The organism is Luteibacter jiangsuensis, assembly GCF_011742555.1.
Taxonomy (GTDB): domain Bacteria; phylum Pseudomonadota; class Gammaproteobacteria; order Xanthomonadales; family Rhodanobacteraceae; genus Luteibacter; species Luteibacter jiangsuensis.
The window spans coordinates 63291-75690 of record NZ_JAAQQR010000008.1; the positions used below are offsets into that span (position 1 = coordinate 63291).

Annotated in this window: 10 protein-coding genes; 3 read left to right on the top strand and 7 right to left on the bottom strand. The window is 66.4% G+C overall.

Annotated elements, in window-relative coordinates; translation table 11 throughout:
• Positions 1-2: 2 nt before the first annotated feature.
• Positions 3-767: an SDR family oxidoreductase gene (locus HBF26_RS15820; RefSeq protein ID WP_167128622.1), complete on the top strand. Its 765-nt coding sequence runs from the start codon at positions 3-5 to the stop codon at positions 765-767.
• An 8-nt stretch (positions 768-775) separates the two neighbouring features.
• Here the strand turns inward: HBF26_RS15820 and HBF26_RS15825 are convergent, their stop codons facing one another.
• The 4 genes from HBF26_RS15825 to HBF26_RS15840 form a co-directional block, all read right to left on the bottom strand.
• On the bottom strand, positions 776-2473 hold the full coding sequence (locus HBF26_RS15825) for a hypothetical protein (protein WP_167128625.1): 1698 nt from the start codon (positions 2471-2473) through the stop codon (positions 776-778).
• A gap of 127 nt (positions 2474-2600) precedes the next feature.
• A complete protein-coding gene (locus HBF26_RS15830; protein WP_338039690.1) occupies positions 2601-4829 on the bottom strand; it encodes a TIR domain-containing protein in 2229 nt (742 codons plus the stop codon).
• Positions 4830-4956: 127 nt separating this feature from the next.
• Positions 4957-5994: a L,D-transpeptidase gene (locus HBF26_RS15835; RefSeq protein ID WP_167128628.1), complete on the bottom strand. Its 1038-nt coding sequence runs from the start codon at positions 5992-5994 to the stop codon at positions 4957-4959.
• An 87-nt stretch (positions 5995-6081) separates the two neighbouring features.
• Positions 6082-7299 carry an FAD-dependent oxidoreductase gene (locus HBF26_RS15840; RefSeq protein ID WP_240151382.1) on the bottom strand — a complete coding sequence of 406 codons (1218 nt, stop codon included), beginning with the start codon at positions 7297-7299 and terminating at the stop codon, positions 6082-6084.
• Between the two features lie 95 nt (positions 7300-7394).
• Here HBF26_RS15840 and HBF26_RS15845 point away from each other — a divergent pair, with 95 nt between their 5' ends.
• Both HBF26_RS15845 and HBF26_RS15850 read left to right on the top strand, forming a co-directional pair.
• Complete coding sequence (locus tag HBF26_RS15845) at positions 7395-8054, top strand: glutathione S-transferase family protein (protein WP_167128634.1); 660 nt, start codon at positions 7395-7397, stop codon at positions 8052-8054.
• Between the two features lie 16 nt (positions 8055-8070).
• Positions 8071-8781 carry a DUF899 family protein gene (locus HBF26_RS15850; protein ID WP_167128637.1) on the top strand — a complete coding sequence of 237 codons (711 nt, stop codon included), beginning with the start codon at positions 8071-8073 and terminating at the stop codon, positions 8779-8781.
• 14 nt (positions 8782-8795) lie between these two features.
• Here HBF26_RS15850 and HBF26_RS15855 read toward each other — a convergent pair whose 3' ends face one another.
• From HBF26_RS15855 to HBF26_RS15865, 3 genes are all read right to left on the bottom strand, one after another.
• Positions 8796-10361 carry a methyl-accepting chemotaxis protein gene (locus HBF26_RS15855; protein ID WP_167128639.1) on the bottom strand — a complete coding sequence of 522 codons (1566 nt, stop codon included), beginning with the start codon at positions 10359-10361 and terminating at the stop codon, positions 8796-8798.
• Between the two features lie 115 nt (positions 10362-10476).
• Complete coding sequence (locus tag HBF26_RS15860) at positions 10477-10743, bottom strand: DksA/TraR family C4-type zinc finger protein (RefSeq protein ID WP_167128642.1); 267 nt, start codon at positions 10741-10743, stop codon at positions 10477-10479.
• Positions 10744-10819: 76 nt separating this feature from the next.
• A complete protein-coding gene (locus tag HBF26_RS15865; RefSeq protein WP_205287659.1) occupies positions 10820-12280 on the bottom strand; it encodes an alpha-L-fucosidase in 1461 nt (486 codons plus the stop codon).
• Between the last annotated feature and the right edge of the window lie 120 nt (positions 12281-12400).

A 12400-nucleotide genomic window follows, 5' to 3' on the forward strand; every position in this document is an offset into this window, starting at 1 on the left:
TCATGAACATCGTCGTCGTCGGCGGCAGGGGCCTCGTCGGGCGGAACATCGTCGAGCGGCTCCGCAATGAAGGCCATCACGTATCGGCCGTTTCCCGCGCAACGGGCGTGGATGTGATCACCGGCCAGGGGCTCGCCGAATGCATGGTGGGCGCGGAAGTGGTGATCGACGTGACCAATGCGCCGACCTTCGACGACGAGGCGGCGTTCGACTTCTTCCGTACCGCCATCGGCAACCTGCTGGAAGCCGAGCTCGCGGCGGGCGTACGGCACCATGTGACGCTGTCGATCGTGGGCACGCAGCGGCTGGAAGACAGCCATTACCTGCGCGGCAAGGCGTTGCAGGACCGCCTGATCCGGGCGTCCGGCATTCCGTTCACCATTGTCCATGCGACGCAGTTCTACGAGTTCCTCGTTGCCATCATCGAGAATGCCGTGCGCGACCAGGTCGCGCGGCTATCGCCTGCGTACATCCAGCCCGTCGCATCGGACGACGTTGCCGCGTTGATGGCGGTGCTCGCGGTGGGTGAACCGCTGAACGGGTCCATCGAGATCGCTGGCCCGGAAAGGGAAAGGATGTCCGAACTGATCCAGCGTTTCGTCATCGACCTGGAAGCGCCTTGTGACGTGCAGACCGACGGTCGCGCTCCCTATTTCGGCGCCGTCCTCGATGAGGACAGCCTGGTTCCGGGTGACGGCTCGCTCCAGGGTAGCGTCGGCTTTCAGAAGTGGCTGGAAAGATCGGAGTTCTCGCGCGTCGGCTGGTGAGGTCCATGTCACAGCTTGCTGTGCTCGACTTGTCGCTCGCGCTGCAGCAGCGTCCATTCCGCATGCTCGGTCAACGCTGCGTCGCCCAAGGCGTGAAGGATCGCGCGCTGTCTGGCGGGATCTGCCGTGCGGTCGAGCGCGGCGCGAGCGCTGGCGAAGATGCGCTGCATGAAGCGGTATTGGCGGATTAGTTCTCGATCCGCCTTCCGATAGGCATAAGCTTCGCGCACCGCTGCCACGATGGAGAGCACGGCCATGGTGGTAACCAGGATCACCTTGGTCTCCACGTCGAGCCGTGTCGCGAACGCCGCCAGGAACACGCTGATCGCCACGCCACCCCACAGGCTGATGAGCCCTGTGGTGGCGGTGATGTGATGCAGCCTTGCACGTTCGGAGGCCTTGCGTTCGTAGTACTCGAGCTGACCCGACTTGCCCGAATGTCCTACCCACTCCTCGATGACCTCGTGAAGAGCGTTGTCGCCGGGCTCACCGGGTGTCGACGATGGATAGAGGCTGGCCGCACGCATCACGTTGCGGATCCATCCCAGCTCGATGTTCTGCTTCTGCAGGAAATTGTCGTGGGCGAATTCGTGGTCGGCATCCGGTGCGACCCCGGCACGGCGCCAGCACGACTGGACCCGCAAGCCCTCGGCAAGCGCGCGATAGTCCAGGTATTTGCGATGCCAACCGCGATGACGCGCAAGGAGCGCCACTGCTCCGCCCGTCGCGAACAGAAGAAGGAAAAGGTAGATCAGCGAATCGTGTGTGGGAACGTGGGCATAGAAGGTGAATGCGATTCCCATCAGTGCCGCCGCGGCGTACGTGACGCGTAAGGCGAGGAGCACGCGCTGGCGGAAGTGCACTGCGAGCCAGTCCGCGGCATGGAAGTACTGTTCGGTCTGTAAGGTGGCCGCGCACGGCGAGCCGTGCAACGATGGCGGTGCGGCCGCGATGCGCGCGGCATGGCGGGCGCACTCCCGGTTGAATTCGGTCATGCGCGAGAACATCAGGTCGAAGTCGCCGGGCATGTCCGCGTGCATCGCCGGATCCGCGCCTGTCCGCCACCCCGCCTCGAGCGGTTTCAACCCGGGGGCCGCCTCCCCGCGACCGCGCGAACACACGATGTGGTACAGCAGGCTTTCCGTGCCGTCTCCGAGCACGTGGCGATGATGCCGGTGACGCGCGATCAGGCCAGGCAGGCTGCCGGTAAGGTGATAAGCCACGATCTGCGCGGTTCCTCCGAACCCTCCGGCATCATTGCCGTCCCACAGCGCCAGGAGTACATGGCAATGGCTGGCGATATAGACGCCCGCGGTGGCGTACTGCCTGTCGCGCTCGATTCCCGGCATGGCGATGGCATGGCGTGGCTTGTCCATGAGGCGCGGCAGCAGTACCACCTCGGCTTGATCGCGGAGGGTTTCGAACGACTGCCGAACGCCAACGTCGTCGAAGTCGTCCATGTACAGGTCCGGCGGCAACGGCAGCGGCGCCATCAGACGCACCCCGCAGGCCAGGGCCTCCCGAGCCACAAGCTGGTCGCCACCCTCCGCCAGCGACGACAGGAGGACGATCGGCAGTCCGGGAAACCGGTGGCCCAGGTTTTCGAAGAATTCGCGGACGCGAAGGCTTATGCCCTCGCGCTGCGAGGGAGAGATGTCCCTATGACTCGTGACGCCGACGACGAGAGGAACGACCGACGAGGCCATGAGTGTCAGCTCGGCTTTATGGCACCTGTCCTGGTATCCCTCGTCGGCAGGGTCTTGCCCTGATCGGATGGCTTGGCGGGGGGCGGTTCGGCCGGCTTCTCGGGTTTCTTGTCGCTGGGCGCGTTCGTCACGGCGGTTCTCCTGCTTGGTGAAGGGGTCCTGGCTGTCCTGTCGCCACCTCTCCGTCGGTGGCCGCGGATGGAGGGTGGACGGCATCGGTGGGCGGGTAATCGATGCCCTGTCGTTTCAGCGCGCTCAGGAGGCCGGCGTCTCGGTAACCGTCCGCCCACAGGCGTGCGATGGAAGGTGCGGCGTCCGTTTTCCGGTGAAGATCCAACTGCGCCCGGACCTTCAGGGCGAGCAGTCGTGGATCGGTGTCTGCGCCGACGGCTTCCGCCACCGTGCGCAACACCTGTTCCCGCAGGCGGCGCGCGCTACCACTGTCTACAGCCGCGTCGGCCTGCACGAGCAGTCCCGTGGCCTCGGCAAGCAATAGGGAACGATCGCCCGGGGTCTTTTCCAGGAGGGGGGCAAGCATGCGTGAGCCAGCCTCCGCCTGACGGCGCGCTCCCGCCTTGTCGTCCATCGCGTGCAACTGCGCGGCATGCTCGATCAGCGTTTCGGCGTATTCGCGGCGCCACGTCGCGTTTTCCGCGTCCTGCGCGGTGAGGCGGGCGAAGATCGCTTCCGCCTTCGCGATCAGGCGGCCCGCCGCGAGCAGATCGCCGTGCAGCCGCCTCAGACGCGCGAGCTGCGTGCCATACAGCGCGACCTGTTCCCGGGCCTCCGCGTTACTTGCATCCATCGCCGCCAGCGACGACGCGATGTCCACGGCGCGCTGCAGGCGTTCCATGCCCGACTCCGGGTCTCCCGCCAGGGCCTGGGTCCGTCCAAGGATCGCGTGTGCCGTCAGCAGCCGGCCCTGGCGACTCGCGTCGTTCGGAGCTTCGGCGGCAAGGCGCATCTGGATGCGTTCGTCTTCCGTGTACTTCCGCAACGCCTCCGCGAGGTCGCCGCGCAACAGCGCGAGCTTGCCGAGATTGTTCTGCGCGGAGCCAAGGTATTCGCTCCACTCCGCGTTCCCGGGTTGCGCCGCGACGAGACGCTGCATCGCGACAAGCATGCGCCTGTACTGGGCGGCCGCTTCGTCCAGTTGTCCGCGCGCCTCGAGCACGTAGCCGATGTTGTTGTCGACGAGGGCCAGCTGGAAAGCGATATCCAGATCGCCCGGCGCGCCTGCGGACGCTCGCTGGAGAATATTTTTCGCCGACGCGAAGCTGTCTTGGGCGGCGTCCAGCTTTCCCTGTCGCCAGTACACCAGCCCCACGAAGGTCAGGGCTTCGGCATGCGCCAGCTGGTACGCCGGGTCGGCGCCGGCGACATCCAGCTTCGATGCGATCGCGAGCGCCGCCCGATAAGAGGTCATCGCCGCGGCCAGCTCTCCCTGGTCCAGGCGAACGCTGCCGATCTTCTGCAGTGCGGTCGCCCTCTGGCTCAACGCGCGCGTGTCGAGATCCTCCCCGGATTGCGCCTGGAAGTAAGCCATGGCCTTGTCGTCCACCGCTTCCAGGATGTCCAGTCGAGACACCTCGGACAGTTTGTCGTTGAGGTCTCCGAGCATGAAGGCCACCAGGTCCTCGGCTTCCTTCTGCCTCTGCTCCGCGGTGTTGCGCGCCAGGATAGCCGCCACCGCCAGCGCCCCGGTGACGACGGCAATGCCGATCGACGCGGATGTCAGGAGCATGGCCCTATACGCGCGGCGCTGGTAATCGCGTCGTTTCAATGCATCCAGGTCCAGCCCGAGCAAGCCGGCGACGAGCCGGCACTTCGCCTCGGCCCGTGTGTCCTTTCCCGGCCGTACGTCGGCAGCAACGGGCTCCAGCATGTCGTCGCGCAAGGAGCCGTCCGCACGCCAGCGCCGGCGCAAGGCGGGCGCAAAGCACTCATCCACTTCATGCGCTGGAACGAGGCTCGCATTCGGCTCGCCCGACACGATCAGGCAAAAGATGCGGTCTTCGCGCCCCAGTCGTTTGAACGCCGCCACCTCTTCGTTCACCCAGCGCGATGTCGCGGCGCTGGGCGAACAGACGACGAGCAGGCTCTCGGAGCTGGAAAGCGCTTCGTTCACCTTCGCGCCGAGGTCGGCCGCGCTGGCGAGTTCGTCGGTGTCTCGGAAGATGGGAGAAAGCCGTCTCGGTACCGGTCCGAAGGCCGTCACCTGCCCGACAAGCCGCCGCGGCACCACGTAGCGCTCCAGTGCCCGGTGCAACCACCGCGCCCAGGACTCGTCCCGGTGGCTATAGCTGAGGAAAGCGCGGTACCGAAATGCCGGTGCCGCGGACATCTGGGCGGCCACGTGGGGACCCCCTATGCACGCCGTTTTCCTGCCGGGACCAACGCTAGCACCGAAAGCGTGATCCGTGTCTCGTTTTCACGCATCCGTCACGCGAAAATTCCTGGCCACTCGTGGTGCGCGGGTGCCGTTACACCCCGGGTGGATTCGAGTCGATCACCTTTACCTTCGGCCCCGTCGTCGAAGGCTGGATACTCTCGTCCGTGGCCAGCAGCACGGAGCCGGGCGACAGCAACGGCAGCACCTTCTCCATGAACTCGCGCGGCACGGCCACGCGATCCACCAGCGCTTCATCCACGACTTTGCCCGCTTCGTCGCCGTGACCCGGAATGCCGATGGTGATCCAGTTGGGCATGCGCAGGCCCGCGCGATTCGGCGAATCCGGCATGTAGCCCGCCGCGACGATGAAGGCATGCGTGCCGGTAAGGGGATCGGTCACCTGGACCTTGCTGCGGCCGATCTCGATTCCGTTGCGGAAAACGAAGACCGTGCCGTCGGCGACACTCAGCACCATGGAAATGGGGCCGGCCGGCGACGCCTCGGGCGTCCATCGATACAGCTCGCCCGACGCAAGGGGCGCCAGGTCGAGGTCCGACCCGTTGCGCGGGTCGATGGGGATCACCGCACTCGGATGCACGACGGTGACCGGCGCGGTGCCCTGCTCCGCCACGACCACGGTCATGCCCATGTTGGTGGCGTCGAACAGCAGGCGCGCGAACTCGGTGGGCATGTGCACACAACCGTGCGATTCCGGATAACCGGGCAGGCCGCCTGCATGCAAGGCCACGCCATCCCAGGTCAGCCGCTGCTGGTAGGGCATCGGCGCGTTGTCGTACTTCTTCGAGTGGTGGTCCTTGTCCTTCTGCAGGATCGTGAAGACGCCCGTGGGCGTTTCGTACCCCTTCCGACCGGTACTCACCGTGGTGACGCCGATGAGGACGCCGTTGCGATAGGCATAGGCGCGCTGCTCGGTGAGGCTGACGATCACCGCCATCGGGCCCGCGCCGACCGGACGTCCGCCCCAGATCCATTCGCCCGGCTTGAGGTCCGCGGGTGGGGTATCCGCCGGGCTGGAAGCCTTCGCGCCCCAGACGGGCACGCTCGCGGTGGCCGGCACGGCCAGCGCCATGGACACGGATAGTGCGATGCCGATGAACAGGCGTTTCATGAGCGCTCCTTTTCGCCGATGCGGGAAGGTTAGAGGCGCGATGTTCGCTCGCGCCAGGACACAATGGGCGTGGTTTGGCCGATATTCCTATGGCGTGGCGACGTCCGCATCGGCCGGCTCCCGTCCGGCACCCGGGCGGGAAGGCAGAAACAATTCTCCGGTGAGGATGCTGGACATGGGACGACGGGCACCGGGAAGACGCGCCATGGGATCGAACAGCAGGTCGCGGCACCAGCCGAGCGCCGAGTGATCGGACTGGAACAGCGGCGTCAGCCATCGGCTCATGCGCTGATACATGCGTACATGGCGATGGCGGGCACGAACGTAGGTGTCCAGGGCTTCGTCCAGGTTCTGCTGCGCTGCCAGCGCATCCGCGAGCGCGGCGGCATCCAGCAGGGCCATGTTCACGCCCTGGCCGAGCTGGGGGCTCATGGCGTGCGCCGCGTCCCCGACCACCACCATGCGTCCATGCCGCGGTCGCGCAAGCACGACGTCGCGATATCGCGCCTTGTGCAGCGCGTCCGCCTGGTCCAGGTGCGCCACGTGCTCCTCGAGTTCCGGCCAGATTTCCGCGACCCGCAACTTCATCGCCGCCAACCCCGCCTCGTCGAAGCGGCTCACTGTCTCGCCCGGAAGGCTGTAGTAGAAGGTCATCCAGCGCCCGTCATGACCGGGACGCGTGCCGACCGGGAGCATGCCGATCATCGAGCGCGTACCGGCATAGCGTTGCAGCAGGTGCGTGGGCGACGGCCAGTCGTCGATGCGCAGGAGGCACCAGACCGCGCCCCACGCATAGAGGCGTTCGCGCCGGACGTGTGTGCCGCAGGCGGCGCGCAATGCCGAATGGGCACCGTCCGCCGCGACCACGAGATCGAAGGGCCCATGGATCTCCCCCTGGGCGTCGGTGAGCGTATGCGTGCGATCGTCGTAACCGACGACCGTCGTGGCCGTCCGCACCTGCGCGGCGCCGACGTGGGCCGCGCGGAGCAGCTCGAACAACGCGCCGCGCGTCATGCCGACGCCATGGCATCCCGGGCGCCGGTCGGCATAGCGCATCGCCATCACTCGCCGGCCGCGCCACGTGCTGCCGTGCAGCTCGTCGATGCGCTGGCCGATCGCCTCCGCGCGGTCGGCGAGTCCCATGCGAGCGAGCACGCCGAGCCCCGTCGGCTGGAGCAGAAAGCCCGCGCCGACCGGTCCCAGGATGGAACTCCGTTCGAACACGGTAACGTCGTGACCCTGCGCCGACAGAAGGATGGCCGTGGCCTGTCCGGCTGTTCCGTAGCCCACGAGCGCGACCTTCATTCGCCTTTCTCCCGGATGACGCCCGATCATAGCCTGTCGATTTCCGGGGCACTCGTTCGACGCATGGTCAGGCCCTCCACGAACCGGTGGTAACGATGTCCCTGAAACTCTATGCCCATCCCTTCTCGTCCTACTGCCAGAAGGCGCTGGTCGCGTTCTACGAAAACGGCACGCCGTTCGAGTGGAAAATGCTTTCGCCGGAGCACCCCGAGATTTACGCGGAGTTCGCCGAACTTTGGCCGCTGAAGCGGTTCCCGGTGCTGGTCGACGGAAAGCGGACCATTACCGAGGCCACCTGTATCGTGGAATACCTGGATCTCTACCACCCAGGCCCCACGCCGATGCTTCCGCGGGACCCGAAGGAGGCCCTGGACGTCCGCGGCATGGATCGCTTCTTCGACAACTACATCTCCACGCCCCAGCAGAAGATCGTGTTCAATGCGATACGTCCCGAAGGCTTGCGCGATCCGCATGGCGTGGGCGAAGCGCGCGAGATGCTGGAGCTCGCCTATGCCTGGCTCGACAGGCACATGGAAGGCCGTGAATGGGCTGTCCTGGACCGCTTCACGCTGGCCGACTGCGGCGCCGCGCCTTTTCTGTTCTATGCCGACTGGACGCACGCGATAGATGCGCGCTTCCGCCACCTGCACGCGTACCGCCGGCGACTGCTTGCCCGGCCTTCGTTCGCACGCGCCGTCGACGAAGCCCGCCCCTACCGTTCGTTCTTCCCCCTCGGCGCCCCCGATCGCGACTGACCGCAGGAGACATGCCATGACGAACCGTTCGCTTGTACCGGCTGCCGAACTCGCGGCCCGCAGCGCGCTTCGCGTACCGAATGAGAGCGCCGCCTACCGCAAGGCCCGCACCGCCTTATTGGCGGAAGAGATCGAGCTTCGTCGCCACATCGAGCGCGTGGCCGAGATGCGCCGCGCCCTTCCGCCCGGCGGCGAAGTGCGCGGCGACTATCGCTTCGTCGGGGTCGATGGCCCCGTGGATTTTGCCGGACTGTTCGGCGACCAGCCCAGCCTGGTCACCTACAGTTGGATGTTCGGACCGCAGCGTGATCGTCCCTGCCCCATGTGCACCTCGTTGCTGAGCGCCTGGGATGGCGAAGCCCGCGACATCGAGCAGAACACGGCACTGGGGGTGATCTCGCGCTCGCCCATCGAACGCATGGTCGCGTTCGCGAAAGAGCGTGGTTGGCGGCACCTCAAGCTGTACTCGGATGCGAACGGCAACTTCAGCCGCGACTACTTCGCCATCGGCGAGAACGGCGGCGACGAACCCGCCTTCAACGTGTTTACACGCCGCGACGGCACGATCCGGCACTTCTGGTCGGGCGAGATGGACGGCAAGACCATGGACCCGGGGCAGGATCCCCGCGGTGCGCCCGACCTGATGCCCTTGTGGACGGTCATCGATTGCCTTCCGCAGGGACGCTCGCCCGACTGGTATCCCAGCCTCGACTATGCGAAGGGCTGAGCCTCCCGCCCGGCTCATTCATCGGCGAGGGTGAAGTAGGCGACCTCCCGGCGCAGGATGCCGGCGCTCTCGCGCATGGCGCGGCTGGCGGCCGCGGCATGTTCGACGAGGGCGGCATTTTCGCGAGCGGCGTCGTCGATGCCACGGATGGCGTCATCGACGCGCGCGATGCCGTCGGTCTGACTGCGCGTGGCGTCCGCGAGCGACGCCACCGTCGTCGCGAGCACGCCCACGCGTTCGCCGATGCCGGTGAGCACTTCGCCCGCACGGTTGACCGAGGCGACGCCCGCCTGCACGGCCTCGTCGCTCGCGCCGATCAGCCCACGGATGTCGCGCGCGGCTGTGCCGCAACGCTGTGCCAGTTCGCGCACCTCATACGCCACCACGGCGAAGCCGCGACCGTGCTCCCCGGCACGCGCCGCCTCCACGGCAGCATTGAGCGCCAGCAGGTTGGTCTGGAACGCCACCTGATCGACGAGGTCGAGCATCTCGGTCGTGCGCTGGCTTGTTTCCTGGATCGCGCGCATGTTTCCGATCGCATCGGCGGCCACGCGTCGACCTTCGTCCGTCATCGCGCGCGCTTCGCGCACGGCACCGATCGCGGCGATCGCCCGGTCGAGGCCGCCGGCCACGGCGTCGGCCATCTCGCGCATGGACAGCGTGGTGCGCTCCACGTGACCGGCCTGCAAGCGCGTGCGTTCGTTCAGCGCATCGTTTCCGCGCGCCAGGCCTGCGGCGGCTTCCGCCACGCGGTCGGCGCGGTCGCGTACCTGGACCACGACGTTGCCAAGCTGCGCATCCATCGCCGCGAGCGACGCGAGCAGCCGGCCGATCTCGTCCTCGCGGCCCACATCGATACGGGAGCCGATGCGGCCGCCGGCGATGGCTGCCGCGACGTCAACGGCCTGGCGCAGGCGGCGGCCCAGCGACCGGATGATCGCGATATCGATGGCGCTCGCGAGCAGCAGCGCGATACCGAGAAGGACGGACGAATAGACTTCTCCGCGCGCGATGTCCGCGCGCTGTGCCTCCGCCACGGCGTTGCCGCCGTCCACGGCGAGACCGAACAGGTTCGAGAAATCGCTCTTCAGCGGCACGACCGCCGATTGCACGTCGTTGGATAACTGGAGTTGCGCGAGATCGTACTGCTCGGCCTTCAGGAGCTCGATGACGGCATCGACGGCCTTGTCCGCTTCCTTCCGGTGCGCCGACGCGAGCGCCACCAGCTTGCCCTGCTCCTTGCCAAGGCCGCTGGCCTCCAGGGCCTTCCACTGGCGCTCGATGGATTTGCGATCAGCCTGGATCGACGTCACGGCATCGTCGGCTGCGGACGGCAACCGGGTCAGGGTGGCGTGGACCAATGCGTCGAGCAGGTCGTTGTAGTCGTTCTGGATGTGGCCGAGCGCGGCCACGGGCGAGAGCGTGTCGCCGACGACCGATTGCAGGCGCGCATCGGCCGCGCGTAGCTGGAGACCACCCACGATCCAAAGGGCGAGCAACAGGAGGACCGTACCGGCAAGGCGAAGCGTCAGCCGGGCGCGGAGCGTCAGCGTGCGGAGCTGTATTCGGGGGAAACGCATGGCGGACTCGAGGGACGGGGATGCCCCCGTGTCGGCCGCAAATTCGGCAACTTTAGGCCCGAGCCGAATAATTAATCTTTTATTTTCATATGGTTACATATAGATGACAGCCCCGTCAGCGCAGCTGGCTGTCCTTGCTGCCCCGGCGGTTGTAGCCGCTGAAGCTGGCTTCCTCACGGTCGGCCAGCTCCTGGCAGGCCACGCACAGACGCACGCCGGGCACGGCCTTGCGCCGTGCTTCGGGGATCGGCTTGTCGCACTCCTCGCAGCGCTCCAGGCTGGGCCCTTTCGCCATGCGGCTGCGCGCACGCTTCACCGCGTCGTCCACGGTAGCGTCGATCTGGTCCTGTACGGCGGTGTCGCCCGCCCATCCGGTTGCCATGGCCTTTACCTCCCGGCGCTCGGCGTCTGAATGGCATAGATGGTGGCAAGCCCCTGGTTTTAAAGGTGTGAACGGATCAGCGGGGCTCGTCGTAGATGCCGAATTCCGTGATGCCGGGCTGCCTGCCTTTCACGCTGAGGCGGACGCGCCTGGCCGTGGTGCGCTCGATTTCATGGAACTGGTACGGCGCCGGCGTCGTGCCGGCGACGAGTTCGGTCCAGGCACCGTCCCGCTCCACTTCCACCTTGTAGGCGGTGATGCGGCTCGCGTCACCGTAGCCTTCCGCGTGCAACGGCTCCACGATGGAGAGCGTGTTGAACGACACGGGCCCGTCGAAGCGCACCTCGATCCATGCGTCGTCCTTGCCTCGGTCGGCAAGCCAGTAGCTGCGGAAATTGTCGTCGAACGCCTGGTCCGGACCCACCGCCTCGTCGCTCGCGCTCGCCCAGGCGGGCTTGCCCGCGGCGAGGTCGGGTGTGGTGATCGTGACGGATCGACCGATCTTCGGTGCCGGCCCCGTGTTCTTCCAGAGCCTGCCGATCTCGGCGAGGCGCGCCACCGCGTTGTCGTCGAAGCGGCCGTCACGATTCGGGGCCACGTTGAGGATGAGGTTGCAATGGTTCTCGTTGAACGGCACGAGCCATTCCTCGACGATCGTCTTCGCCGACGCGAGTTCCGATGTCGGATAAGCCTTCTTCCAGAACCAGTCGCTTTGCAGCGTGGTGCCCGATTGCGAGGGCACCGGGCTGCCCGGCGGGATCTTCTGGCCGGCATGCTGTTCGTACTGCTTGATGTCGGTGTAGTAGAGCGCGGTGCCCGGATAGCTGCCCGCGTTGTGGTCGGTGAGCAGGCAGTCCGGCTGCAACGATTTCACGAGGTCGTAGATCTCCCGGTACGGCAACTCCGCATAGGAGATACGCGACCACGAGGCATTCCAACCGTCCAGGATCAGGGCCGTGAGCGGCCCGTAGTTCGTGAGCAGCTCGGTCAGCTGCGCCTTGATGAGCGCGATCTTCTCCGGCGTGACGGTGCGCGCGCGGATGTCCTGGCGCAGGTCGAGAATGGAAAAGTACAGGCAGACCTTCAGCCCCGCCTTGCGGAACGAATCCACGTAACGCCGCACCACGTCGTGAGGAAACGACGATTGCATGACATTCGCGCTGCCGGTCTTCGTGGGCCAGAGGCAGAAGCCGTCGTGATGCTTGGTGGTCAGGCAGGCGTAACCCATGTTCGCGGACTTCGCGGCCTGCGCCCACTGGTCGGTATCGAGGTGTTTCGGATCGAAGAGCTTCGGCGACAAGGTCGGATCGCCCCATTCGCGCTCCTCGAAGGTGGCCATGTTCAAGTGGATGAACATGCCGAAGCGAAGGTCGAGGAACGCTTGCTGCAAGGATTGCAGCCGGGCCGGATCCACGGCCACATGCTGTCTGGCCTTCACGGCTGCCGGTACCGCGGCCGAAGCGCGCAGAGCGCCGCCCATACCGCCGGCGAATGCACCCGCCACTGCCAGCGTCTTGGCGAAATCACGTCGATTCAATGCCCCACCCTCCCGAGTCGTCAACCTTCGACTGTCCCCGCGATGGCTCGCGCTGTCAATCCGCAGGATCGGATGTCACGTTCGTGCGCCGTCATGCCGTGCCCGACAGGTGCAAGGCAT